25 protein-coding genes and 1 tRNA gene are annotated in these 22,497 nt (G+C 64.1%); 14 read left to right on the forward strand and 12 right to left on the reverse strand.

Annotated elements, in window-relative coordinates; all coding sequences use genetic code 11:
* Positions 1 to 29 precede the first annotated feature (29 nt).
* From FJ443_RS02855 to FJ443_RS02865, 3 genes are read right to left on the reverse strand one after another with little or no spacing between them, the layout of a single operon-like run.
* Complete coding sequence (locus FJ443_RS02855; protein WP_140524615.1) at positions 30 to 668, reverse strand: TPM domain-containing protein; 639 nt, start codon at positions 666 to 668, stop codon at positions 30 to 32.
* A gap of 8 nt (positions 669 to 676) precedes the next feature.
* The gene (locus tag FJ443_RS02860; protein ID WP_181165206.1) at positions 677 to 1,486 is read right to left on the reverse strand and encodes a YgcG family protein; all 810 of its coding nucleotides are present in this window, start codon (positions 1,484 to 1,486) and stop codon (positions 677 to 679) included.
* 51 nt (positions 1,487 to 1,537) lie between these two features.
* Complete coding sequence (locus tag FJ443_RS02865; protein ID WP_140514006.1) at positions 1,538 to 2,173, reverse strand: LemA family protein; 636 nt, start codon at positions 2,171 to 2,173, stop codon at positions 1,538 to 1,540.
* Between the two features lie 162 nt (positions 2,174 to 2,335).
* Between FJ443_RS02865 and FJ443_RS02870 the strand changes: the two genes are divergently transcribed.
* The 6 genes from FJ443_RS02870 to FJ443_RS02895 all read left to right on the forward strand — a co-directional run bounded on the left by FJ443_RS02870 (position 2,336) and on the right by FJ443_RS02895 (position 7,600).
* The gene (locus FJ443_RS02870) at positions 2,336 to 2,587 is read left to right on the forward strand and encodes a hypothetical protein (protein WP_140524617.1); all 252 of its coding nucleotides are present in this window, start codon (positions 2,336 to 2,338) and stop codon (positions 2,585 to 2,587) included.
* Positions 2,588 to 2,594: 7 nt separating this feature from the next.
* Entirely contained in the window at positions 2,595 to 3,479 is an 885-nt protein-coding gene (gene pdxY / locus FJ443_RS02875; protein WP_140559231.1) for a pyridoxal kinase PdxY, read from the forward strand.
* Complete coding sequence (locus tag FJ443_RS02880) at positions 3,476 to 4,246, forward strand: DUF429 domain-containing protein (protein ID WP_140524621.1); 771 nt, start codon at positions 3,476 to 3,478, stop codon at positions 4,244 to 4,246. Before pdxY ends, FJ443_RS02880 begins: the two co-directional genes overlap by 4 nt.
* 138 nt (positions 4,247 to 4,384) lie before the next feature.
* A complete protein-coding gene (locus FJ443_RS02885) occupies positions 4,385 to 5,029 on the forward strand; it encodes a carbonic anhydrase (RefSeq protein WP_140492485.1) in 645 nt (214 codons plus the stop codon).
* A 20-nt stretch (positions 5,030 to 5,049) separates the two neighbouring features.
* Positions 5,050 to 5,460, forward strand: coding sequence for a nuclear transport factor 2 family protein (locus tag FJ443_RS02890; protein ID WP_181169588.1), 411 nt, complete (start codon positions 5,050 to 5,052; stop codon positions 5,458 to 5,460).
* Between the two features lie 85 nt (positions 5,461 to 5,545).
* A complete protein-coding gene (locus tag FJ443_RS02895) occupies positions 5,546 to 7,600 on the forward strand; it encodes a M3 family metallopeptidase (protein ID WP_140662692.1) in 2,055 nt (684 codons plus the stop codon).
* A gap of 113 nt (positions 7,601 to 7,713) precedes the next feature.
* Here FJ443_RS02895 and FJ443_RS02900 read toward each other — a convergent pair whose 3' ends face one another.
* The 4 genes from FJ443_RS02900 to FJ443_RS02915 form a co-directional block, all read right to left on the reverse strand.
* Positions 7,714 to 9,240: a M81 family metallopeptidase gene (locus tag FJ443_RS02900; RefSeq protein ID WP_140492494.1), complete on the reverse strand. Its 1,527-nt coding sequence runs from the start codon at positions 9,238 to 9,240 to the stop codon at positions 7,714 to 7,716.
* Between the two features lie 78 nt (positions 9,241 to 9,318).
* Positions 9,319 to 10,143, reverse strand: coding sequence for a carbohydrate ABC transporter permease (locus FJ443_RS02905; RefSeq protein ID WP_140580200.1), 825 nt, complete (start codon positions 10,141 to 10,143; stop codon positions 9,319 to 9,321).
* Positions 10,140 to 11,009 (reverse strand): sugar ABC transporter permease, encoded by an 870-nt coding sequence (locus tag FJ443_RS02910; RefSeq protein WP_140554801.1) that lies wholly within the window; start codon positions 11,007 to 11,009, stop codon positions 10,140 to 10,142. Before FJ443_RS02910 ends, FJ443_RS02905 begins: the two co-directional genes overlap by 4 nt.
* A 459-nt stretch (positions 11,010 to 11,468) precedes the next feature.
* Complete coding sequence (locus FJ443_RS02915) at positions 11,469 to 12,701, reverse strand: sugar ABC transporter substrate-binding protein (RefSeq protein ID WP_140492503.1); 1,233 nt, start codon at positions 12,699 to 12,701, stop codon at positions 11,469 to 11,471.
* A gap of 280 nt (positions 12,702 to 12,981) precedes the next feature.
* Between FJ443_RS02915 and FJ443_RS02920 the strand changes: the two genes are divergently transcribed.
* From FJ443_RS02920 to FJ443_RS02930, 3 genes are read left to right on the forward strand one after another with little or no spacing between them, the layout of a single operon-like run.
* The gene (locus tag FJ443_RS02920) at positions 12,982 to 13,752 is read left to right on the forward strand and encodes an SDR family oxidoreductase (RefSeq protein WP_140492506.1); all 771 of its coding nucleotides are present in this window, start codon (positions 12,982 to 12,984) and stop codon (positions 13,750 to 13,752) included.
* A 2-nt stretch (positions 13,753 to 13,754) separates the two neighbouring features.
* Entirely contained in the window at positions 13,755 to 14,822 is a 1,068-nt protein-coding gene (ugpC, locus tag FJ443_RS02925; protein ID WP_140524624.1) for a sn-glycerol-3-phosphate ABC transporter ATP-binding protein UgpC, read from the forward strand.
* 24 nt (positions 14,823 to 14,846) lie between these two features.
* Positions 14,847 to 15,728: a MurR/RpiR family transcriptional regulator gene (locus tag FJ443_RS02930; RefSeq protein ID WP_140662694.1), complete on the forward strand. Its 882-nt coding sequence runs from the start codon at positions 14,847 to 14,849 to the stop codon at positions 15,726 to 15,728.
* Between the two features lie 3 nt (positions 15,729 to 15,731).
* On the opposite strand, the gene FJ443_RS02935 is transcribed toward FJ443_RS02930, so the two are convergent.
* Both FJ443_RS02935 and FJ443_RS02940 read right to left on the reverse strand, forming a co-directional pair.
* On the reverse strand, positions 15,732 to 16,049 hold the full coding sequence (locus FJ443_RS02935; protein WP_140492515.1) for a DUF167 family protein: 318 nt from the start codon (positions 16,047 to 16,049) through the stop codon (positions 15,732 to 15,734).
* Positions 16,050 to 16,062: 13 nt separating this feature from the next.
* Entirely contained in the window at positions 16,063 to 16,353 is a 291-nt protein-coding gene (locus FJ443_RS02940; protein WP_140492518.1) for a YggT family protein, read from the reverse strand.
* Positions 16,354 to 16,489: 136 nt separating this feature from the next.
* On the opposite strand from FJ443_RS02940, the gene FJ443_RS02945 reads away from it, so the two are divergent.
* From FJ443_RS02945 to FJ443_RS02970, 5 genes are all read left to right on the forward strand, one after another.
* Positions 16,490 to 16,565, forward strand: a tRNA-Ala gene (locus FJ443_RS02945).
* 325 nt (positions 16,566 to 16,890) lie between these two features.
* Complete coding sequence (locus FJ443_RS02950) at positions 16,891 to 17,637, forward strand: helix-turn-helix transcriptional regulator (RefSeq protein WP_140492521.1); 747 nt, start codon at positions 16,891 to 16,893, stop codon at positions 17,635 to 17,637.
* A 436-nt stretch (positions 17,638 to 18,073) separates the two neighbouring features.
* Positions 18,074 to 19,132, forward strand: a complete 1,059-nt coding sequence (locus tag FJ443_RS02960; RefSeq protein WP_246676514.1) for a SagB/ThcOx family dehydrogenase — start codon at positions 18,074 to 18,076, stop codon at positions 19,130 to 19,132.
* Positions 19,133 to 19,201: 69 nt separating this feature from the next.
* On the forward strand, positions 19,202 to 19,453 hold the full coding sequence (locus tag FJ443_RS02965; protein WP_140513987.1) for a hypothetical protein: 252 nt from the start codon (positions 19,202 to 19,204) through the stop codon (positions 19,451 to 19,453).
* A gap of 252 nt (positions 19,454 to 19,705) precedes the next feature.
* Complete coding sequence (locus tag FJ443_RS02970) at positions 19,706 to 20,029, forward strand: hypothetical protein (RefSeq protein ID WP_140492528.1); 324 nt, start codon at positions 19,706 to 19,708, stop codon at positions 20,027 to 20,029.
* Between the two features lie 74 nt (positions 20,030 to 20,103).
* Here FJ443_RS02970 and FJ443_RS02975 read toward each other — a convergent pair whose 3' ends face one another.
* Genes FJ443_RS02975 through exbB form a run of 3 tightly spaced genes read right to left on the reverse strand, consistent with a single transcriptional unit; the run spans position 20,104 to position 22,445 of the window.
* Positions 20,104 to 21,048 (reverse strand): energy transducer TonB, encoded by a 945-nt coding sequence (locus FJ443_RS02975; protein ID WP_140662698.1) that lies wholly within the window; start codon positions 21,046 to 21,048, stop codon positions 20,104 to 20,106.
* On the reverse strand, positions 21,045 to 21,512 hold the full coding sequence (gene exbD / locus FJ443_RS02980) for a TonB system transport protein ExbD (protein WP_140662700.1): 468 nt from the start codon (positions 21,510 to 21,512) through the stop codon (positions 21,045 to 21,047). Before exbD ends, FJ443_RS02975 begins: the two co-directional genes overlap by 4 nt.
* 12 nt (positions 21,513 to 21,524) lie before the next feature.
* Entirely contained in the window at positions 21,525 to 22,445 is a 921-nt protein-coding gene (gene exbB / locus FJ443_RS02985; protein ID WP_140580192.1) for a tonB-system energizer ExbB, read from the reverse strand.
* Between the last annotated feature and the right edge of the window lie 52 nt (positions 22,446 to 22,497).

Below are 22,497 nucleotides of genomic sequence, written 5' to 3' on the forward strand. Positions count from 1 at the left end.
CAATGCGCGTTCGAGGCTGTCGGTGGAGCTCAAATCTCGACCAGATGATCGTCGAGCTCGTTGGTGTCGCCCGACGTCACCGGGAAGTGCTCGGCGAGCACCGCTCCAACCGATTGGATCGCCTTGACGAAGCCGTCGGCAAGCCGGTCGTCGCCGGCATGTGCGGTAAGCTCGCGCACCACATCATCCCAGACATGCTGGCCGACCTTGGCGTCGATGCCTGAATCGGCGACCACCTCGGCGTAGCGCTCGGTGACCGAGACGAACACCAGCACGCCGGTGCGCGCGGTCGTGCGGTGGACGTTGCGGGCCAGGAACTGCTTCAGTGCGTTGTCATGCGCGGTCTGATAGCGCAGCCGTCTCGGCACCATATGGATGCGCAGCCCCGGAAAGGCCCATAACAGCAAAAGAAAGCAGGCCAGCGCCAGAAGCTGGGCAATGACGAAGTGCGGCAGACGGATGGTGAGCCACCAGGCCTCGAGCCCATAGGCGACGGCGAGGCTGACCAGCAGCGTGGCGAGAGCCGCCACGAAGGCAGCCGGAAAGAAGTAGTTGCCGCTGGCATGCGCCACCACGCAGTAGATTTCGCCGTCGGTCCTTGATTCGGCGGCGCGGATCGCCCCGGCGATGCGCTCATGGTCCTGCGGGCTGATCGGTCGTATCGCCATGATCCCTCTCACCAGCTTCCAGAAGAGCCGCCGCCGCCGGAAGAGCCCCCACCGCCGGAGAAACCACCGCCGCTACCGCCCGAGGACCAGCCGCCGCCGCCCGACCAGCCGCCGCCACCTGACGACCAGCCGCCACCCGACGATCGCCGGCTCGGCTCGAACGTCATGCCGAGCCAGCGGTAACGGCCGGGACCGATCTTCTGGCCGAAGATCGGCGGCAACACCGAGGCCGCTATGCTGCCGAAGAAGATGAGCGCCCAGATGCCGATGAAGATGGCGAAGAACAAATCGTCGGAATTGAACGGCGCCTGCTGGTTGCGCTTGCCGCGTGCTTCCAGCTCCTCGGGATTGCCGTTGAGCACCATGATCATGTCGTCGACGGCCTTGGTGATGCCGCCGGAGAAATCGCCGGCACGGAAGGCCGGCACCATGTCGTTTTCGATGATCAGCTTGGTGTGCAGGTCGGTCAGCGTGCCTTCCAGCCCGTAGCCGACCTCGATGCGCATCTTGCGGTCGTTCGGCGCGACCAGAAGCAGCACGCCGTTGTTCTCCTTCGCCTGGCCGAGTTTCCAGAACCGGTACAGCCGGTTGGCATAGGGCTCGATCTCCTCGCCGCCGAGACTGGGAATGGTGGCGACGACGATCTGATCGGAGCCCTTCGTCTCGAAATCGGCAAGCTTCTGCGTCAGTGCCGCCCTGGTCGCCGCATCGATGATGCCTGCATTGTCGACGACACGGCCGGTCAGCGCCGGGAGCTCGGCGGCGAGGGCCGCAAATGGCACCACGAGAACGAGGAGCAGGACAGCGACGCGATACATGGCGCGTCGTCCCTCATTGGCGAGCAGGATCACCACGTCGGAATCCGGCAATCATCCGCCCTGTTTCGTGCCGAAATCGACCTTCGGCGTCTGCAATTTGTCCTCCTCGACCGTGAAATTGGCGAAGGGCTCGTTGCCGCGGAACCAGAACGTCGCCCACAGCACCGAGGGGAAGGTCCGCAGCGTCAGATTGTAGTCCCTGACCGCCTGGATGTAGTCACGCCGCGCCACCGCGATGCGGTTCTCGGTACCTTCGAGCTGCGCCTGCAGCGCCAGGAAGTTCTGGTTGGCCTTCAGGTCCGGGTATGCCTCCGACACAGCAAGCAGCCGCGACAGCGCGCTGGTCAGCCCTGCCTGGGCATCCTGGAACCTCTTGAGGGCTTCGGGATCCTTCAACGTTTCTGGCGTTACCGTGACCTGCGTCGCCTTGGCGCGCGCCTCGACCACCGCGTCAAGCGTGTCCTTTTCGTGCGAGGCGTAGCCCTTGACCGTCTCGACCAGGTTGGGGATGAGGTCGGCGCGGCGTTGATACTGGTTCAGCACCTCACTCCACGCCGCCTTGGCGTTCTCCTCCGCCGTCGGGATGGTGTTGTAGCCGCAGCCGGCAAGCAGCGGCAGCATGACGGCCATCACCAGCAAGGCGGGCAGCGTGCGGAATGTCGGGAAAGCAAGGCGCTGGGCAAACATGATCGGTCCCCTCGGTAGAAGTTGCATGCGAAGCATTACCACAATCGGCGCACAAGAAAACGACCTCGGCGCAGACGGTTGTCGATGGGATCACGGTCGGTCGCAAGGCGCTGTAATTGACGGGGCGAACGCGCTAAGGTCGCCACGAAACAGGACAGCATCATGGCGCAGCGCCAGGACAGCGACACCGAATCGCGCCGCATCCTCGAGCGCGTCGCGCGCGAGACCGATCCGGCCGCCACTTCGCTCGCGGCGCGGACCGCGAAGGCCGTTCGCGACCACGTCGCGGCGGCCGATGCCGACCGCGCGGATCCGATCGAAGTCTGGGGCACGCGCATTGGCAGGATAATTGGGCTGCTGCTGGCGCTGGGCCTGATGGTCTGGCTCGTGCTTTTCCTCGCCCGGGGCAGTTAGGAATCCAATGAGCACCGAGCAAGCCGACGCGCCGCGCGCGGTCATCGTCATTTCCAGCCATGTCGCACGCGGTTCGGTCGGCAACCGCGCCGCCGTCTTTGCGCTGGAATCGCTGGGTTTCCCGGTATGGGCGGTGCCGACAATCCTCCTGCCCTGGCATCCCGGCCATGGGCGCGCGACCCGCATCGTGCCGCCGCTCGATCAGTTCAAGGCATTGATGGCCGATCTGGAGCGCGCGCCGTGGCTGGGCGAGGTCGGGGCGGTGCTGTCGGGCTATCTCGGCGAGGCCGGCCAGGCCGAAGCCGTCGCCTCGCTGGTCGCTGCGGTCAAGGCGAGGACGCCCGACGCCGTCTATATCTGCGATCCGGTAATGGGCGATTCGGGCGGGCTCTATGTGCCGGAGCCGACGGCGATCGCCATGCGCGACCGGCTGATGCCGATCGCCGACATTGCTACCCCTAACCGCTATGAGCTGGAATGGATGGCCGGCGTGCCGTTGCCCGACCTGAAGTCGGTGATGGCCGCGGCGCTCCATGCGGGGCCTTCAACCATGCTGGTCACCTCGGCGCCGTCGATGATTTCAGGCGGCACCGGGAATCTTCTGCTCGACGGCAGCCAGGCGCTGCTCGCCGAGCACCGCGTCATCGACAAGCCGCCGAACGGTTTGGGCGACCTGACAGCGGCGGTCTACCTGGCGCGCATCCTCTCCGGCCAGCCGGCGATCAAGGCGCTGCAATCGACGACGGCGGCGGTCTACGAGATCCTGGCGCGCACGGCCAAACGCGGCGGCGACGAATTGCAGCTCGAAACCGATGCGCAGAGCCTGTCGCACCCGATGGCGATGGTGCAGCTTCGCCATCTCACGCATCCGGGGCGGGACCGCCGCGCGTGACATCGGCCGAAGTCGTTGTTGCCGGCGTCGACGGCTGCAAGGCCGGCTGGATCGTCGTTCGACGTGCACCCGGCTCATTGCCCTCCGTCGAAATTTTCGCCAGCTTCGCCATGCTGCTCGCTGCGGTTCCCGACGACGCGATCGTCGCCGTCGACATGCCGATCGGCCTGCCTGAATTTTCGAGCAAGGGCGGGCGCGGACCGGAGGCGCAGGTCAGGTCGCTGCTCGGGCCACGCCAATCCAGCGTCTTCTCGATCCCCTCTCGTGCGGCACTCTACGCCGATACCGCCGAGTTCACTTCGATCGAAGCCTGGTACGCCGCGCACCGCCGGGCGAGCGACGTGGCCAGGACGACATCCGATCCGCCGCGCGGCGTTTCGATCCAGGCATTCGGCATCTTTGGCAAAATACGCGAGATCGATACGTTGCTGATCTCGCGGCCCGAACTGCGTGGCCGCGTCTTCGAATCGCATCCGGAAGTGGCTTTCTGTCGGCTCAACGGCGGGCAGGCCATGCTGCTGCCGAAGAAGGTCAAGGGCAGCATCAATCCGGCCGGCATGGCGGAACGCAAGGCGCTGCTTAGCCGGCACGGCTATGCCATAGACTTCCTCGATCAGGCGCCGCCGCGCGGTGCGGCCGCTGACGATTTCCTCGATGCGGCGGCGATGATGCTGATCGCCGGCCGCATCGCCGCCTGCACGGCACGGCCGTTTCCCGACCCGCCACTTACCGACGGCTTTGGCATACCGGTCGCCATCTGGGCGTGACAACATTGCCCAGCTTTGCGCCTGACGCAGGGCATTTCTCACCAACCCCACAATTCTGCATTGCTCGCGACGGGCTTTTACCGCTAGAGCGTTTTCTCGACCGCAACGAGCTGCCGCCTCCAACCCGGAAAGCCGCCCATGCCTCACCTTCCCGACCACCTTCTTGCCGGCTACCGCAATTTCATGAACGGTCGCTATCTCACCGAGAGCGGCCGCTATCGCGAGCTCGCCCGGGAGGGGCAAGCGCCGGAAACCATGATCGTCGCGTGCTGCGATTCCCGCTCGGCTCCCGAGGCGATCTTCGACGCAGGGCCCGGCGAACTCTTCGTGCTGCGCAATGTCGGCAATCTGGTGCCGCCTTACGAGCCGGACGGCGAGTTCCACTCGACCTCGGCCGCGCTCGAATTCGCGGTGCAGAGCCTCAAGGTCAAGAACATCGTTGTCATGGGCCATGGCCGCTGCGGCGGTATCCGTGCCGCGCTCGACGCCAATTCCGCGCCACTGTCGCCGGGCGATTTCATCGGCAAATGGATGAGCCTGATCGCGCCGGCCGCCGAGACCGTGTCGGCCAGCACCTTCATGACTGCGACGGAGCGCCAGACGGCGCTGGAGCGCATCTCGATCCGCTATTCCCTCGCCAATCTCAGGACCTTTCCCTGCGTCTCGATCCTTGAGGGCAAGGGGCGGCTGTCGCTGCACGGTGCCTGGTTCGACATTTCGACCGGCGAGCTCTGGGTGATGAACAAGGAAACCGGCGATTTCGAGCGCCCGGTGCTGGAGTGACCGAAACGGCACGCCAGGCAATGAACATCCGGCCGGTCATGTTCACCGCCGCCGCACTGCTGATGGCGATCATGGCCGCCCGCGCCGATGACGGCGCCATCATCAGCCGGTGGTATTCGGCCCTGCTGGTCGCCGACCGCACCGAACTTTCCGACCTGCTCGCCGACAATGTGCGCATCGAACTCGACGACCTCGGCATCGTGCAGGGAAAGCAGGAGTTCATCGCCGCGCTCGACGAATGGAAAGGTGCGGTTGCTGGTGCCGCGATCCGACACCGGATCGAGAAGAACGAAGGCGGCGTCACCACGGTGATCGCCTGCTACGACTTCCCCGACAACGACATGCTGATGCATGAGACCTTCGCCATAGCGGGCGACCGCATCACGGCCAGCACGCAGAAAGCGCTTGCGGAAAGCTGCGAAGCCTACTGACCGGCAGCGCTGTTGCGCGCGCCGGACGAGCGCCCTACATCGGTGATTTCAGCCCCTCCCGACCTGCCAGCCCGAAAGACAATCCATGCCCGCCACGAAAGCCGTCGACCTCGCCGCCCATCCGCTGACCACGTGGCAAGGGCCACTCGGCCTGCCCGATTTCGCCCGATTTGGCGACGATGAATTCGCACCCGTCTTCGACGCGGCGCTGAAGGCGCATGAGGCCGAGATCGAGGCCATCGCCGCGAACGAGGATACGCCGACCATCGAGAACACGCTTCAAGCCCTGGAGCTCGCCGGCGAAGCGCTCGACCATGTCTCGTCGATCTTCTGGTGCCGTGCCGGGGCCCACACCAACGAGGACATCCAGGCGCTGGAGCGCGACATCTCGCCAAGGATGTCGAGGCATTTCTCGGCGATCTCGATGAATGAAAGGCTCTTTGCCCGCATCGACGACCTTTACCGGCGCCGCGAGACGCTCAAGCTCGATGCCGAGACGCTGCGGGTGCTGGAAAAGACCTGGAAGGCTTTTGTCCGCTCGGGCGCGAAACTCGACGCCGAGGGCAAGAAGCGGCTGGCAGGGATCAATGAGGAGCTGTCGTCGCTCGGCACCGGCTTCGGCCAGAACGTGCTTGCCGACGAGCGCGACTGGGCGCTGTTCCTGGACGAGGCCGACCTGGCCGGACTGCCGGATTTCGTGAAGAGCTCGATGGCCGAAGCCGCCGAGATGCGCGGCCAGAAAGGCCGCTACGCCGTCACCTTGTCGCGCTCGATCTACGAGCCGTTCTCGACCTTCTCGGAGCGCCGCGACTTGCGAGAGATCGCCTTCCGCGCCTTCACCATGCGCGGCCAGAATGGCGGCGCGACCGACAATACGGCCGTGGTGCGCGACATGCTGAAGCTGCGCGCCGAGAAGGCGAAGCTGCTCGGCTACGGCTCCTTCGCGGCGCTGAAGCTCGACGACACCATGGCCAAGACGCCCAAGGCGGTGCACGACCTGCTCGATCCCGTCTGGGAAAAGGCGTTGGAAAAGGCCGCCGCCGACCAAAAGGAGCTGGAACGGCTGGCGGCGGAAGCCGGCAGCAACGAAAAATTCGCCGCCTGGGATTGGCGTTTCTACCAGGAGAAGCTGCGCGCGGAGAAATTCGCCTTCGACGAGGCGGAATTGAAGCCCTATCTCCAGCTCGACCGGATCATCGATGCCTGTTTCGACGTCGCGACAAGACTGTTCGGCATCACCTTCGAAGAGAGGAAAGGCATTGCCGCCTGGCATCCGGACGCGCGTGTGTTCGTGGTGAAGAATGCCGATGGCAGCGAGCGCGGCCTGTTCCTGGCCGACTATTTCGCGCGGCCGTCGAAACGCTCCGGGGCCTGGATGAGCGCACTGAAATCAGGCTACCGCCTGGGCCCCGGCGCGAGCCCGATCATCTACAACATCATGAATTTCGCCAAGCCGCCCCTGGGCGAGCCGGCGCTGCTGTCGGTGGACGAGGCGAAGACCTTGTTCCATGAATTCGGCCATGCCCTGCACGGCATGCTGACCGACGTCACCTGGCCTTCGGTGTCGGGCACTTCCGTCAGCCGCGATTTCGTCGAACTGCCCTCGCAGCTCTACGAACACTGGCTGACCGTGCCGGCGGTGCTGGAAAAGCACGCTTTGCATGTCAAGACCGGCAAGCCGATGCCGAAGGCTCTGCTCGACAAGATGCTGGCGGCACGCACTTTCGGGGCTGGCTTTGCCACGGTGGAATTCACCGCCTCGGCGCTGATCGACATGGCCTTCCATGCAAGGCCCGACGCGCCTGAGGAGCCACTTCGTTTCGAGGCCGAAACGCTCGAAAAACTCGACATGCCCGACACCATCGCGATGCGCCACCGCACGCCGCATTTCGGCCATGTCTTTGCCGGCGAGGGCTATTCGGCCGGCTACTATTCCTACATGTGGTCGGAAGTACTCGACGCCGACGCCTTCGCCGCTTTCGAGGAGACGGGCGACCCCTTCAATCCCGCGCTGGCCGAGCGGCTGAGAAAGAACATCTATGCCGCCGGCGGCTCGAAGGATCCGGAAGAACTCTACACCGCGTTTCGCGGCAAGATGCCGTCGCCGGAAGCCATGATGGTGAAGCGGGGGCTGGTGTAGGGCGAGCCTTCCCTTCTCCCCTTGTTGTGGGAGAAGGTGGATCGGCGCGCAGCGCCGAGACGGTTGAGGGGTGTTCCAGCGGAGTGAGGCGTGGGTGTTCCCTGGAACGCCCCTCATCCGTCGCCTTCGGCGACACCTTCTCCCACAAGGGAAGAAGGGGGAGCCTTGTCCTTCCACGGATCCGCCACCCTTGGCCAGATCGCCCGCTTCAGTTTCCTGTAATCCGTCACCGCCGGATTGCTGGGATACGCGCTCGGCGCCGAGAGATAGATGATCTCGGCGGCGATCGGTTCGAAGCCGGCGTAGAAATGGTTGGTCGATTTGATCAGCAGCATGTCCTTGGCCAGCGGATCGACGCCGATGTTGGAAAAAATGTCCGGTTCGAAGGTCTGCGTGCGGTTGGTGTTGAGGATGATGTCGACCTCGGTGCCCTCGATGCGGATCAACGCGGCGGGCCCGAGCGTCACCCGGCTCGGCCCGAAGCTCTGCCAACCTTCGGCGAGAACTTTCAGCACCATGACGCGGGCGTCGATCGGCTCGCCGGCCTGGGGACCGGCCTTGCCGCCGAAACGCAGGTCGATGACGGCGCCCTCGCCCGCGGCCCGGCAGAAGGTCACGGCGACCGGATCCCAGATCGTCGCCACGCCGACATTGTCGATGCCGCGGGCCAAAAGCTCCCGCAGCACGATGGTGCCGTCACCCGGCACGCCGCCGCCCGGATTGTCCCAGATGTCGGCGATGACCACCGGCCTGCCGCGCTTTTCAGCGTGCACCGCCAGCGCCCGATCGATGCCATCGCCGGCGCTCAGCATCGTCATCGCCGTCTTTTGGCGCATCGCGTAGAGCTCGCGTCCCAGCGTTTCGGCCAGCGCGTCGCCCTTGGCCTTGTCATTGTCGGTGACGACGAGGATACGCGTGCCCATTTCGGGCACATCCGCCGCCATGAAGCCATGGATGACCGAAACCGACAGCACGCCGTCCCTGCCGTGCAGCGCCTTGATACGGTCGACGAAGGAGCGCATCGGTTCGCGGCTGGTCGGCAGCACCTGGATCATGCGGCAGTCGAAGGTCGAGATGACGGGCTTGATCTCGCCACGCGCCGCGGCGAGGCCAAGCTCGACGACATGTTCGCCGCGTTCGTAGAAATCGGTGTGCGGGAATTCTAGGAAATAAGCCATGACGTCGCACGCTGCCACGCGCTTCGGCGTCAGGTGGCTGTGCGGGTCGAACTCGCAGGCGATCACCACCTTCGGGCCGACGATCCCGCGCACGCGTTCGAGAAGGTCGCCTTCGCAATCGTCATAGCCCTGCGCCACCATTGCGCCGTGCAGTCCGAGGATAACCGCTTCGACCGGCAGTGCCGCCGTGAGCTGGGCGAGGATCTCGTCGCGCAGCTCCTCGTATGTCTGCCGCTGCACCAGGCCGCCGGGTTCGGCCCAGGTGGCGGTGCCCTCGATGACGTCGAGCCCCTCGCCGGCCGCGCGCCGGCGCAGGGCGACGATCGGCGAGGAGCACAGCGTCGGCGTCTCCGGATGCTTGCCCGGCCCGGCATAGAAGGCCATCTCGAACGATGCCCTGTCGGTCGGCACCGGCGAAAAGGTGTTGGTTTCCGTCGCCAGCGAGGCGGTGAAGATGCGCATGAAAGCTCCGTGGACAGGTTACTCTTCGTTCTCGCAATTCCGGACGGAAAACCGCCACACACTTTTTCAATGGAATTGCTATTTGACGGCCCCGAGCGCCAGCCCCCGCACGAGGTAGCGCTGCAGCCAGATGAACAGGATCGCCACTGGCAACGTCGCCAGCAGCGTGGCGGCCATGACGTGATGCCATTCGATGGTGTAGCGCCCGGCGACCAGCGAGAACACCTGGATCGGCAGCGTATAGCTCTCCTGGCTGCGCAGCATGGTGAGCGCCACGACGAATTCGTTCCAGGCGTTGATGAAGGTGAAGATGGCGGTGACGGCAATGGCCGGCAGGCAGAGCGGCAGAAACACTTTGCGCAGCGTCAGCCAGCGGCCGGCGCCTTCCATCCAGGCCGCCTCCTCGAGATCGCGCGGGATGGTGTCGAAATAGCTCTGCAGCATCCACACGGTGAAGGCGACGTTGAAGGCCATGTAGATGAAGCCGAGCGCGGTCGTCGATTCGACCAGCCCCCAGGCGGCCATCAACCGGAACAGGCCGAGCACCAGCACGATCGGCGAGATCATCTGCGAGATCAGCAGGAACTGGCGGAAGGCGCTGTAGCCGGCAAAACGAAAGCGCGACATGGCATAGGCCGCCGGCACGGAGATCAGGATAGCCCCGACGGTGGCGATCACCGAGACATAGAGCGAATTGGCGAGCGCCCGGCCGAAGCCGGTCGCCACCCACATGTCGGCAAAATTCGACCAGCGGAATTCGCTCGGCCACCATGTCGGCGACAGCACCTCCTGCCGCGGCTTGACCGCGGTCAGGAACATCACCGCGAAGGGGAAGACCGTCACCACGATCAAAGGCGCCAGCAGCAGCCAGGCGATGACGGTACGTTTCAGCTTGCTCCTCATACGCGCTGCTCCCGCATGGCGAGGCGCACATAGATCATGGTGAAGACCAGCAATATGGCGAACATCACCAGCGACACGGCGGAAGCCTCCCCCAGTTTGCCGATGCGGAAGGCAAGCTTGTAGAGGTGAGTGACCAGGATGTCGGTCGAGTTGGCCGGCCCGCCCTGCGTCATTACCCAGATGATCGGGAAGGAATTGAAGACGTAGATGGTGTTGAGCACGATGGCGATGTTGATGAACGGTTTCAGGAGCGGAAAGGTGATTTCGCGGAACTGCTGTGCCGGCGTCGCTCCTTCGAGCGCGGCGGCCTCGTAGAGATCGTCCGGAATCGAAGACAGGCCGCCAAGGAAGATCGTCGTGGTGAACGGCACCGTCACCAATATGCCGATCAGCACCTGCATCGGGAACGCCGTCTCGGCGCTGGCCAGCCATTGGACATTGTGATCGATCAGGCCGAGGCCGAGCAGCGCCGAATTCAGCATGCCGCTTTCGCCGCTCAGCGCCCAGCGCCAGACCACCGCCGTCATGGTCAGCGACACCGCCCAGGGCAGCATGATGATGACGCGGGCAAGGCCGCGGCCGTAAAAATCGGTGTTGAGGATGATCGCGACCGGGATCGACAGAAGCAGCGCGCCGCCAACCACCAGCACGGTCCATATCCCCGTGCGCCACAGTGCGGCGACGAAATCGGGATCGGCGGTGAGGGCGGCGAAATTGGCAAGACCGCTGAATTCGCGCAGCTGGCCGAAACGGTTGACGTCATGCGTGGCGATCTGGATCAGGTCCCAGACCGGCCAGAAGATCACGATTGCCGCCAGGAACAGGCTGGGCAAGGTCAGCAGATAAGGCAGGAAACGATTTTGCATCGGCTGGTTTGTACCGTGTTGCGGGTGGAGATTGGATTGCGCTGGCCTAACAGATTGACTTAATCCCGCCTCGTTCTTCTCAGGGGCACGGCTTCAGGACTCCTTGCAAGCGTCGCTGCGCCCCCTGCCTGCCCGTCCTCCGCAGCAGTTGCGGAAGGGGGCCTTTCCTCTCCCCCGTCGACCGGGGGAGAGGCGTCGAGCGAAGCTCGACGGAGTGGGGGTCGACTCTTGGGCGCAAGGCGAGGCGATGCTTGCGCTTCCTATGTCCGTCGCGGCTTTGCCAGGTGGTTCCCCCACTCCGTCTCGGCTTCGCCGAGCCACCTCTCCCCCTCCGGAGGGAGAGGAAAGGAGCCTGGCTGGGGCGGCGCTGATATCGATGAACTATCTTTCTGCTCGAGTCTGCAAGATGTGGCGCGCCCCGCCTGAGTGGGACGCGCCACGGGCGCAGGGAGATACGCCCTATTTCTTCAGCACGGCGTTGGCCTTCGCCGCCGCATCCTTCAAACCCGCCTCCGGGTCGCCGCCGAGGTATATCTTCTGGATCGCGTCCGACGTGATCTGGGCGATCTCCTCCCAGCCGGGGATGACCGGCGCGAAGCGGGCGTCGGGCAACAGCGCGGTGAAGGCGGCGAGGTCGGCATTGTTGACGTAATAGTCCATCTTGGCCTCTTCCTTGTTCACCGGCAGGAAGCCTTCGCCTTGCGTGAACTTGGCGCGCTGTTCCGTGGTGAACAGGAAGTCGAGCAGTTTCCAGGCCTCGTCCTTGTTCTTGGAGTTCTTGAACATGATGATGGAATCGGTGACGCCATAGGTGCCGCGCGCGCCCGTCGGGCCGGCGGGTATAGCCGCCACGCCGTATTTCAGGCTCGGCGCCTCTTCCTTGATCTGGTTGGACAGGAAGGGTGCGGTGATCATCATGCCGACCTTGCCCTGCTTGAACAGGTTCTGGACGTCCTCACGGTTGTTGGAGGTGACGCCAGGCTCCGTCAGGCCCTCGTCGATCATTGACTTGTAGAGCTTGGCGGCTTCGAGCGCGCCAGGCGTGCTCAAGCCCGATGTGCCGTCCTTGTTGAGGATCTCGGTGCCGTATGACCACATCGCATAATAATAATAAACGTCGGTCTCGATCTCCTTGCCCTGCAGGCCGAAGCCGAATGTGCCGGACCCCAGCGCCTTGATCTTGCGGGCGTCCTCCTGCAGCTCGGTCCAATTGGCCGGCGGCTTGGCGATGCCTGCCTTCTCGAACAGCTCCTTGTTGTAATACATGGCGCGCGCCGAAGCTGCGATCGGCAGGCCGTAGGTCTTGCCGTCCATGATCGAAGGCGACAGGAACGTGTCGATGAAACGGCCCTTGAAGTCTGGCGTGATGTAGCTGTCGAGCGGCTCGGCGACGTCCTGCTGCACGAAGTCGATCAGCCAGCGCGTGCCGATGATCGAGAGATCCGCATTGGTGCCGGCGGTGATGTCGGTGGTCAGCTTCTGCAAGAGCACATCCCACGGCACCACTTCGAACTTGACCGTGATGCCGGGGTTCTTTGCCTCGAACTCCTTCTTGACCTCCTCGAAGTAAGGGCCGGTCTTGGCGCTGTATTCGGCGACCGTGACGCGCACCTCGCCGGCTTGCGCCTGTGCCGCGAAGGCCAGCATGCTCATTCCGGCCATCAAGCCGACAGTCCATTTCGCAATGCTCATCCGATCTCTCCCATTTTGTTCCGCGCTTTTGCGCTCCTCACGCCGATGTTGGCGCAGGATTATGTGACTTTCCTACATTATCGAGGATCTGGCCGCACGCAAGCAGATTATCGTGTTGCTTAATTACATTCCATTCACTAGCCTGCCGACATCTGCCTAGAGCAGTTCACCGTTTCACGGAAACGGAAAACCATTCTAACTCTTTGTTTTGACGCAATTCCGGACGGAAAACCATATACACTTTCCTGGAATTGCTCGAACTGCCGGAGGAGCAAGCGCCGTGGTTTCGAAAGCCGAGTTCGAAGGCCGCACTGTCGTTGTCACGGGCGCCGGCGGTGGCCTCGGCTCGGCGATCGTCGCGCTGCTGGCCGGAAGAGGCGCGCGGGTGATCGGCTGCGATCAATCGGAGGAGGCGCTGGCAAGCCCGCACCTCGCCTCGCGTCATGTCTTCAACCTTCTCGACCGGGTTTCAGTCGAGGCAGCCATCGCGGCCGTGCTCGACAAGGACGGCGTGCCTGACATCCTGATCAACAATGCCGGCTGGACGCGCGCGGAGACGCTCGGCGCATTGACGACCGACAGGATAGGGCAGGAAGTCGACCTCAACCTGACCGGCGTGATGACTTTTGCCGACCCGCTGGTCAAGGCGATGGCGGCGCGCGGGTCGGGCAGCGTCGTCTTCATTTCTTCCGTCAACGCCATCGCCCATTTCGGCAACCCCGCCTATGCCGCCGCCAAAGCCGGTATCAACGCCTATGCCAAGGCGATCGCCGTCGAGCTCGGCCGCAGCGGCGTTCGCGCCAATGTCGTCTGTCCGGGATCGATCCGTACCGCCGCCTGGGACCATCGCCTGGCCAAGAACCCGGATATTCTCGGCAAGCTCCAGCGGCTCTATCCGCTCGGCCGCATCGTCAATGCCTCGGAGGTGGCGGAAGCCGTGGCGTTTCTTGCCTCCGACCGGGCGTCCGGCGTAACGGGCGTGGTGATGCCGGTGGATGCCGGCCTGACCGCCGGCTGCCTGCCGTTCATCGACGACATATTGGGAGCGTGACCATGACCGACGTCCAGTTCCGCGACCTTTCGAAATCCTTCGGCCAGCACAGCATCCTCGAGAACATCGACCTCGACATCGAGAGCGGCGAATTCGTCGTGCTGGTCGGCCCGTCCGGGTGCGGCAAGTCGACCTTGCTGCGCATGCTGGCTGGACTGGAAACGATAAGCTCGGGCGATCTCGTCATTGGCGGCGTGCGCGCCAACGACCTGCCGCCGCAGCAGCGCAACATCGCCATGGTCTTCCAGTCGTATGCGCTGTTTCCGCATCTCAAGGCCTCCGACAATATCGGCTTCGGACCGAAAATCCGCGGCGAGAGCCGCGCCGCGGTCGAGGACAAGGTCAAGAAGGCATCCGGCGTCCTCAACCTGTTCTCCTATCTCGACCGTTACCCCCGGCAATTGTCGGGCGGTCAGCGCCAGCGCGTCGCCATGGGCCGCGCCATCGTGCGCGAACCCTCGGTCTTCCTGTTCGACGAACCGCTATCCAACCTCGACGCGCAATTGCGGGTGCAGATGCGCACCGAGATCAAGGCGCTGCACCAGAGACTGAGATCGACGGTCGTCTATGTCACCCACGATCAGATCGAGGCCATGACCATGGCCGACCGCATCGTGGTGATGGATCGCGGCCGGATCCAGCAGGTCGGACCGCCACTGGAGCTCTATGACCGGCCGGCCAACAAGTTCGTCGCCGGCTTTCTCGGCTCGCCGTCGATGAGTTTCGTTTCCGGGTCCCTCAAGACGACGGCCACGAACAGCTGGTTCGAATCGACCGGCGGCGGAAGGCTTGCGCTTGGCGGCAAAGAGGTGCCGACAGGCGGTGCGGTGGAGGCCGGCATCCGGCCCGAACATTTTGTCATCGGCGAAGCTGCCGACGCGATGACCATCAAGGTGGACGTCGTCGAGCCGACGGGCTCCGAAACCCATGTCTACGGCGCCATCGGCAGCGATACGGTGCGCGTCGTCTTCCGCGACCGGATGCAGGTGAAGCCGGGCGACCGCCTGCCGGTCTCGGTCGAGCCGCGCAACATCCATCTTTTCGAGAAGGCGACGGGCCTGCCTCTATGAAAGCACAAGCGTGAAGACAACGGCATGAAGACACCGGCCGACATCATCACCCGGTTGCAACTGATGTCGCAGGACGGCACCAAGTCGGATCGTCGGCTGGCGGGCCTGGTCCTGTCCGATCTCGATTTCGCCTCCAAGGCGGCGATCTCGGAGATCGCCGCGCGCGTCGGCGTCAGCGAGCCGACGGTGACCCGCTTCTGCCGCAATCTCGGCTGCGAAGGCCTGCGCGACTTCAAGTTCTACCTGGCGCAGGCGATCGCCATTGGCGGACAGTATCTGTCGCCTGAGCCGCTGAGCCGCGACGCCCGTGAGCAGCGCATCGCATCGGCCATCACCGAGGCGGCGATATCGGCCATCCAGCGCGCCAGCGAAAACCTCGACATGACGACGCTGGTCGATGTCGCCGCGCGCATTGCCACGTCAGGCGACGTGCTGTGTGTCGGCTCCGGCGGCATTTCCTCGATGATGGCGACCGAGATGCAGAACCGGCTGTTCAGGCTGGGCCTGCCGGTGCTGGCGCAGATCGACGGGCAATTGCAGCGCATGTACGCCGCCGTGGCCACGCCCGACACCACGCTGGTCGCCTTCTCGGTTTCCGGCTATGCACGGTCGGTCATCGAGGCGGTGCAGGTCGCGCAGCAATATGGCGCCACAACGGTCGCCGTCACCGCGCCGGACTCGGCATTGGCCAGGGCCGCCGACACCGTCATCCATTTGCAGCCGCTCGAGGACGGCAACATCTACAAGCCGACATCGTCGCGCTATGCGCTGCTGGCGATCGTCGACATGATCGTCACGTCGGTGGCCGAGACGCGCGGCCCGAAGGTGCTGGAGAATTTGCGCCGCATCAAGCAGAGCGTGAACACGCTGAAGGTCGACGATCCGCGTTTGCCGCTGGGCGATTGAACTTCAGGCCGAAGCACTGAGCGCCTCGATGCGCTGCATCAGCACCTGGGGTTCACCCGTCACGCGCAGCGTCTTGAGCCGTGCCGTGCCGCCGACGACAACCGAAACGGCCGAGGCCGGCACTCCAAGCGTCTTGGCGGCCAGCTTCTCCAGCGCTCGATTGGCGGCGCCGTTTTCGGGCACGGCGCGGACCCGTGCCTTCAAATGGCTTCGCCCATCAGCCGATGTCTCTATGCTTTCGAACCTGTCCATGGAAGACTTCGGTGTCAGCCGGACGAACAATTCGATGCCGTTCTCGCGGATGCGGAACGGGGCACTCATGCGAGCATCGGGTTCACAGCACCAGCGGTGCCACGGTGGTGAGCAGGAACTGCCTGAGGAAGAACAGGATCAGCAGCAGGATGATCGGCGAGATGTCGATACCGCCAAGGTCCGGCATGAAACGTCGGATCGGCCTGAGCGCCGGTTCGGTCAGCCGGTAGAGCATATTGCCGATGCTGCCGACAAACTGGTTGCGCGAGTTGACGACGTTGAAGGCATAGAGCCAGGAAAAGATCGCCGAGATGATGATGACCCACCAATAGAGGTCGAGCGCCATGACGATTGTTTGAATGAGGGCGAGCATGCCGGTCTCCAATTGTTGCCGACATGTAGCCATTGCGCGCGAAACCGGCAAGGGCAGGCTTCGGCCGCCAGGATTTCGGCAAAACGTCGCCTTGACAGAAAACTGCCGTGCCCGATAAATGCGCCATCCGCTGGACGGGGCTGTAGCTCAGCTGGGAGAGCGCGTCGTTCGCAATGACGAGGTCAGGGGTTCGATCCCCCTCAGCTCCACCAGCGGGATAGTCGTTTTCTTCTCTTCGCTGCATTGCAACAGCCGAACCCACGTCGGTGGCTACGGTGCGAAATGCCACGACACTGGCGCCCTTTTCCGTCCATCATGAAGGATTGCGAGAGCCTTCCGGGGCAAACGCCTGTCAATTGGACTTATGGCGGTGATCGCTATGGAATCGCGCTATTTTTTTTGGAATCCACCCCATTAGAGTGACATTACCAAATCAGTTTTTTCTGTGTGTTGTAGCAAGGCGTTTCGGTGGGGGCGGCTGACGGCGCTATACGGATTTGGAAGTCGATATGAAGAACCCGCCCGCGGAAGCAAAACGTGTCAATTCGCGAGTATCTCGCTGCAAATCTCAGACGGCTCTGTAAGGAGCATGCCTCGGTAAGCGCGGTATGCCGGGAACTGGGCATCAATCGCACGCAGTTCGAACGCTACCTTCAGGGACAGACCGTTCCGAACAAGGCGACAGCCAAGCTGATCTGCGACTATTTCCGCATCGACGAAGCCGAATTGTACCGGGAACCGGGCGCGCCGAAGCCTGCGGTTCGTGGCCTGCCACCGATTTCCGAAAGCCTGTTCAACCAAATGATCCGGCCGCCCGCCCCGTCGATCGCGGGCGGCACCTACTTCACCTATTTTTCGATCCCGGCCCGCCCCGACCTGTTGATGCGGTCGGTGACCTTCGTGCGGCGCGACGCCGAGCTGGTGACGTTCCGAAGGGTTACCGGATGGTCGGAGCGCCGGGGAACGACATGGGCGCGGGCGCGCGGCAATCATTACGGCGTGGCGATCTCGCGCCTGAACTGGATCTACTTCAGCGGCGTCAATCGCCGCCAGACCGGTGAACCATCGCTGATCTCGGTGCAGTGGGCTCCCATCTCGGAACCGGTACTGATTGGCAAGGCCATGCTTCTGACGGAAGCCGGGCCGGCCTTCGTGTCGGTCATCATGCGGCAGGACGTATCCATCGGCCCGCGGCAGGCGATCCGCATGGCGCACGTCGTCAAGCTCGACGACCCGAGCCTCGACCACCTCGTGGTCAGCCTCGCTCGGGACGGGCTGGACTGATCGCGTCAGAATCTTCCCTTTTTACGCTAAATAAGAATAACTCCATCCGGAAATAGCGTATGCCGGCAGTCATCTACTCCGTATGTGAGTAAAATCGATTTTTTGTACTTTATGGCTAAGAAAGATAATTTAGATTAATGCAGTTTTACTACCATTTTAACAAACCATTAACTCTTTCGATCTTACCTTCCGCCCGTGGATCCCGTTTTGGGGATCTTTTCAAGAGATCCCATTGGGGTCAGGAAGGGATGAAAATGGCGAAGAAAGTGAACACTGCTCCGAAGCTGACGATTGCCGCAGGCACCCAGACCGTCTTCTTTTCGCAGGGCATGCACTACAACAAGCGCTGAGCTGCCCGAGGCGCCGGCGACGGTTGTTCGTCGGCGCCTCGCCTTCGCAATGGACATTTCTGCATTCGGCTTTCGGCATCATGAAAATGCGCTCCGCAAAAACGCTTGTCTTCTACCCCGGCGCCAACAAGGTCACGGCGTGCAATTTCCTGACCAGAAGCGTCTTCGAATGCAGTTCCGAGGTGATCGGTCTTCTCGCATCCTGGGACAAATGGGCATCCGCCGCGGAGATCGCGCGGGACCACGGATGGTCGCGATCAGAGCTGGATGCCGTCATCCCCCAATTGCTCGATTTTTCCGCACTGGTGACCGCCGGGTCGCAACTGGCCGAACAGGAGAGCCAATTCTCGGGACAATGGAACTGGGGCATTCCGACCGCGCTGATGCATTTCTGCGTCCAGGACAGCGAGTTCATGACCATCGAACAGGCGGAGGCGCGGCAGATCGAACGCGCCGGTCACACCGTGCAGCCCGACCTCGTGCTCAGGAATTCCGCGGCGGCCATCCGGCTGCCGGACGCGCTGGACGACAATGAACTCCTTGCCCTGATGGCCCAGCGTCGCACGAACCGAACAGCGGCGGCGCCCACCGTCACCGCGAAACAGCTTTCCGACTGCCTGTTCGCGGGCATGGGTATCACCGGCGAGACCAGCAACTGCGTTGGCGCCCTGCCGCTGGGCATGACCCCTTCCGGCGGCGCGAGAAACCCCTACGAAGCCTATGTGGTCGCGCCGGCGGTGGAAGGGCTGGAGCCCGGCGTCTATCACTACTCGGCTGCCGGACACGATCTTGAAAGGATTTCGGCGAACCACCTGCCGAAAATCTCCGAGCTGGTCGGCGGACAGGAATGGGCCGACCCCATGCCCTGCCTGGTCCTGCTCTGCGCAAGGCTCGACCGCACCATGTGGAAGTATGAGGACGCCAACGCCTATCGTGTCGTGCTGATCGAAGCTGGCCATATCGGCCAGAACATGATGCTTGCAGCGACCAGGCACGGCCTGTCGGCCTGCCCGACCGCGGCGCTCAGCCACTCGGCGATCAAGCGCTTGCTCGGCCTCGACCGGCTCACCGACGCGCCCATCTACGCCTTGACCCTGTCTATCCCGGAAACCAATCCGCGCCTGGCAGCGCGGTCAATCAATTAGCCGATTGATTATGTTCAGAGTGCCCGGTGAGGGGGTCCCCTGAATTCCACCACATCACAGGAGCAGCACGTGGCCAACCAATCCCTACGCCAGTCCGAGATCGATAGTCTCCAATATATCGCGTCGATGGCCAATGAGCTGGTGCAGATGGCCGAAGCAAGCCGTTTCCCCATGATGTCCTATCTGCTGGGCATGGCTTATGCCGAGGCTTTCGACGTCCTTCGCGGCGCCCGGCCGGCGAGGCATCCGCAGCTCAGCGGCAATTCGATGCACCCCAGGACGCAGGCGAAAGACAATCGCGTCCAGCCGAGGAGAGCATAGCCAGATCCGGCCATCATCTCGGTGCGCAATGGCGTGCCCCGGGACGTGCGCGGCAAGGCCTGCTGCCGTCCTTGAGGAAGGCCGCCGTCGGCTTGACCGCATCGAGATGGCCTATTGGTTTGGTTGGAACACGCGGGCGCAGAGGCAACATCACCCAAGGCCGGCCGGCCGATGTCGCCGCGATCGCTGCAATGATCGCCCGCAGCCCGCCGAACCGGCCTTTATGCACGACGACCTGAGGGGAACCCACAAATGAACATGATCGCAGCCATCAAAAGCGCCGATGCCGGTGAAAGTGTCTTCAGCCGCCTCCATGCCCTGATCGCCAGCCGGCCGGCATCGCCGGATGCGGCGCGCCTTCAAGCGCGCCAACTGGTTTCCACGGCGATAGCCGACACCTGGCACGCCGACAGTCTCTGGGGCGCGGTGGATGCCTTCCATGCCCATTTCGACTTCATGATGCAGACCATCGAGATCAACGGCGCCGGCGATCCGAACCTCAGGATCCTGCGCATGAGATGCCGCTTCTACCTCGAGCAGGTCGAGGCCCTGTGTCTGTCGATGAGCTATCGGTAGGCCGACCGTTCGACCTTGCTTTGATCCGTGGACGTCGTTTCTCCCGAACCGGGTTCAGTCTTGGGCGGCATGCGTCAATTCCGAAGGCTGAATACGAATGGCGCCGTGCGGCTGACGCGCGAACCCAGCTCCGGCGGCGGCGGCGGCACGGTGGCGCCCTGCAGCACGGCGAGCGCGGCGCGGTCGAGGTCGGGATCGCCCGAGGAGCGGACGACGCGCGCCGACGTCACCCGGCCTGAGGCGTCCACCGTGAAGGTGACGTTCGCATTGCCTTGCGAGCGTCGCGATTTCGCGGCGCTCGGATAGCGCGTATGCCGCTTGACCCATGACAGCAGCCGCGATTCCCACTTGGCCGGGCTGATGCCGGACGCCCCGGACGTCGATTTCGGCGCCGCTGTCCTGGGGGCGGGCTTTGCTTCCGCGCTCGCGGCGGTTATCGTCTTCGGCGGCGCCTTATCCTTTTTCGGCTTGGGCTTCTCGACCGGCTTTTTCACCTTGGCCTGGACGGGTTTCTTTTCCCTGGGCGTCTCGACCGGCTTCGGCTGCGGCAGCGGCACGACGACGTCAGGCGCGACCGTCTCGACCATGTCAGGGACGATCTCTTCAAGCGGGGGTTGGTCGGCCGGCTCAGCCCGCGTCGTTTCAGTCGGTTCGGTCGTGTCAGGCGGCGTTGCATCCGGCTCGGCAACGGGCTCCGCTTGCTCGGCCATTTTCTCGGGCTCGGCTTCGGCGGCCTTTTCGGTGTCCTCGACCGGCTCGGCCTGGTCGGGCACAGCGGCGTCCAACATCGCGGCTTGTTCGGGCACGGCCGGCGTCGCGACCATCGGCGCCATCTCGATGGCCAGCGCCGGCGGCGGCCCGCCATCCGCCGGGTCGACCGGAGTGAAGCTCTGTACCGCATAGGCGACCGCAACATGCGCCCCAAGCACCAGCGCGGCCGCAACCGCCCACAGGCCGAGGTCGCGCCAGCCGAGGCGCGACAGCTCCACCGTGGGCGAGGCGGCCGCTTGCCCGGTCATGGACCAGCGGCTCCGCCTGGATCCGCTGCGGGAGCACCGCCGGCGGGCGCAGCCTCCAGGCCGACCAGGGCGATCTTCAGGTAGCCGGCGCCGCGCAGCAGGTTCATCGCCTCCATAAGGTCGCCATAGGCAACCGCCTTGTCGGCGCGAAGGAAGATGCGCGCCTGCTTGTCGCCTTTGGTCCTGCCGTCAAGCGTGGCGGCGAAAACCTGGCGCGGCACGGTGTCGTTGCCGATCGCTAGCGAGAGGTCATCCTTCAACGTCAGGAACAGCGGCGTCTCCGGCCGCGGCGCCGGCGTCGCGGTCGAGCCCGGCAGGTCGACATTGACATCCACCGTCGCCAAGGGCGCTGCGACCATGAAGATGATCAGCAGCACCAGGATGACGTCGATGAAGGGCGTGACATTGATCTCGTGGCTTTCCTCGAGATCGTCGTCCATGGCCTGACGGATGCGGCTGCCCATGGTCTTGCCCCGCTACTGCGCCGCCAGCGCCGTTGCCGGCGCCACCGTGCGGAAATCGAGGTCGCGGCTGACCAGCCGCTCGACGCCAGCCGAGGCGTCGGCGAGGATCTGCCGGTAGCCGGCTATCGAGCGCGCAAAGACGTTGTAGATGACGACGGCCGGTATCGCGGCGACGAGCCCCATTGCGGTGGCGAGAAGGGCTTCGGCAATGCCCGGCGCCACCACCGCCAGATTGGTGGTCTGCGCCTGCGAAATGCCGATGAAGGCGTTCATGATGCCCCATACCGTGCCGAACAGACCGACGAAAGGCGCGGTCGAGCCGATCGTCGCCAGCAGGCCGGTGCCGCGCGACATGCGTCGCGCCGCCGCCGCCTCGATGCGTGTCAGGCGCGAGGCGACCCGTTCCTTCAGCCCGTCGCCGCCGGCATGGTCGAGCGCGCCGGCCGAAAGTGCCGCTTCTTCCTCCGCCGCCCGCACCAGCAGGGCGCCGGTGCCGCCGTTGCGGTCGAGCGCGCGGCTCGCCTGCTTCAGCGTCGCGGCATTGCCGATGGCCCGCGCGGCGCGACGAGCGCCAAGCTTGCCGGCAAGCACTTCCAGCGACTTGGCCAGCCATATCGTCCAGGTGACGAGCGAGGCGAAGGCCAGCCCGATCATCACCGCCTTGACGATGATGTCGGCAGCCATGAACATGCCCCATGGCGACAAATCGTGCGGCAAGCTCAGCGCCGGCGAGGGCTCGGCCGCGGTACCGGCCCCGGCTTGCGGCTGTGCAGGCGCTAGGGCTCCCACGGGAGCGGCGGGCGCGGCCGGCGATGGTGCTGGCGCCGTAATGGTGGCGGGCGTGCCGCTTGCCGGCTGCTCCTGCGCCGGCGCGCTGGCGGCCGCCAGCATGGCGGATGCAAACAGCGCTGCGACCAAACCGGTTCTCGACATCGTCTTCTTCCTTGTTCTCACAGCCGCCAGCCTCCCCCGCCGTGGCGCTGAA

The sequence above is a fragment of the Mesorhizobium sp. B2-6-1 genome (assembly GCF_006440475.1).
Classification (GTDB): Bacteria; Pseudomonadota; Alphaproteobacteria; order Rhizobiales; family Rhizobiaceae; genus Mesorhizobium.

What these genes read in the sequence shown, in the direction of transcription:
- FJ443_RS02890 (WP_181169588.1), top strand. Translation starts at nt 5,050, where the DNA reads ATGAACATCCGGCCGGTCATGTTCACCGCCGCCGCACTGCTGATGGCG.
- pdxY (WP_140559231.1), top strand. Translation starts at nt 2,595, where the DNA reads ATGAGCACCGAGCAAGCCGACGCGCCGCGCGCGGTCATCGTCATTTCC.
- exbD (WP_140662700.1), bottom strand. Translation starts at nt 21,512, where the DNA reads ATGGGCAGCCGCATCCGTCAGGCCATGGACGACGATCTCGAGGAAAGC.
- FJ443_RS02885 (WP_140492485.1), top strand. Translation starts at nt 4,385, where the DNA reads ATGCCTCACCTTCCCGACCACCTTCTTGCCGGCTACCGCAATTTCATG.
- FJ443_RS02855 (WP_140524615.1), bottom strand. Translation starts at nt 668, where the DNA reads ATGGCGATACGACCGATCAGCCCGCAGGACCATGAGCGCATCGCCGGG.
- FJ443_RS02900 (WP_140492494.1), bottom strand. Translation starts at nt 9,240, where the DNA reads ATGCGCATCTTCACCGCCTCGCTGGCGACGGAAACCAACACCTTTTCG.
- FJ443_RS02860 (WP_181165206.1), bottom strand. Translation starts at nt 1,486, where the DNA reads ATGTATCGCGTCGCTGTCCTGCTCCTCGTTCTCGTGGTGCCATTTGCG.
- FJ443_RS02930 (WP_140662694.1), top strand. Translation starts at nt 14,847, where the DNA reads ATGAAGACACCGGCCGACATCATCACCCGGTTGCAACTGATGTCGCAG.
- FJ443_RS02975 (WP_140662698.1), bottom strand. Translation starts at nt 21,048, where the DNA reads ATGACCGGGCAAGCGGCCGCCTCGCCCACGGTGGAGCTGTCGCGCCTC.
- FJ443_RS02940 (WP_140492518.1), bottom strand. Translation starts at nt 16,353, where the DNA reads ATGCTCGCCCTCATTCAAACAATCGTCATGGCGCTCGACCTCTATTGG.
- FJ443_RS02915 (WP_140492503.1), bottom strand. Translation starts at nt 12,701, where the DNA reads ATGAGCATTGCGAAATGGACTGTCGGCTTGATGGCCGGAATGAGCATG.
- FJ443_RS02865 (WP_140514006.1), bottom strand. Translation starts at nt 2,173, where the DNA reads ATGTTTGCCCAGCGCCTTGCTTTCCCGACATTCCGCACGCTGCCCGCC.
- FJ443_RS02910 (WP_140554801.1), bottom strand. Translation starts at nt 11,009, where the DNA reads ATGCAAAATCGTTTCCTGCCTTATCTGCTGACCTTGCCCAGCCTGTTC.
- FJ443_RS02905 (WP_140580200.1), bottom strand. Translation starts at nt 10,143, where the DNA reads ATGAGGAGCAAGCTGAAACGTACCGTCATCGCCTGGCTGCTGCTGGCG.
- ugpC (WP_140524624.1), top strand. Translation starts at nt 13,755, where the DNA reads ATGACCGACGTCCAGTTCCGCGACCTTTCGAAATCCTTCGGCCAGCAC.
- exbB (WP_140580192.1), bottom strand. Translation starts at nt 22,445, where the DNA reads ATGTCGAGAACCGGTTTGGTCGCAGCGCTGTTTGCATCCGCCATGCTG.
- FJ443_RS02960 (WP_246676514.1), top strand. Translation starts at nt 18,074, where the DNA reads ATGCGCTCCGCAAAAACGCTTGTCTTCTACCCCGGCGCCAACAAGGTC.
- FJ443_RS02935 (WP_140492515.1), bottom strand. Translation starts at nt 16,049, where the DNA reads ATGAGTGCCCCGTTCCGCATCCGCGAGAACGGCATCGAATTGTTCGTC.
- FJ443_RS02970 (WP_140492528.1), top strand. Translation starts at nt 19,706, where the DNA reads ATGAACATGATCGCAGCCATCAAAAGCGCCGATGCCGGTGAAAGTGTC.
- FJ443_RS02870 (WP_140524617.1), top strand. Translation starts at nt 2,336, where the DNA reads ATGGCGCAGCGCCAGGACAGCGACACCGAATCGCGCCGCATCCTCGAG.
- FJ443_RS02895 (WP_140662692.1), top strand. Translation starts at nt 5,546, where the DNA reads ATGCCCGCCACGAAAGCCGTCGACCTCGCCGCCCATCCGCTGACCACG.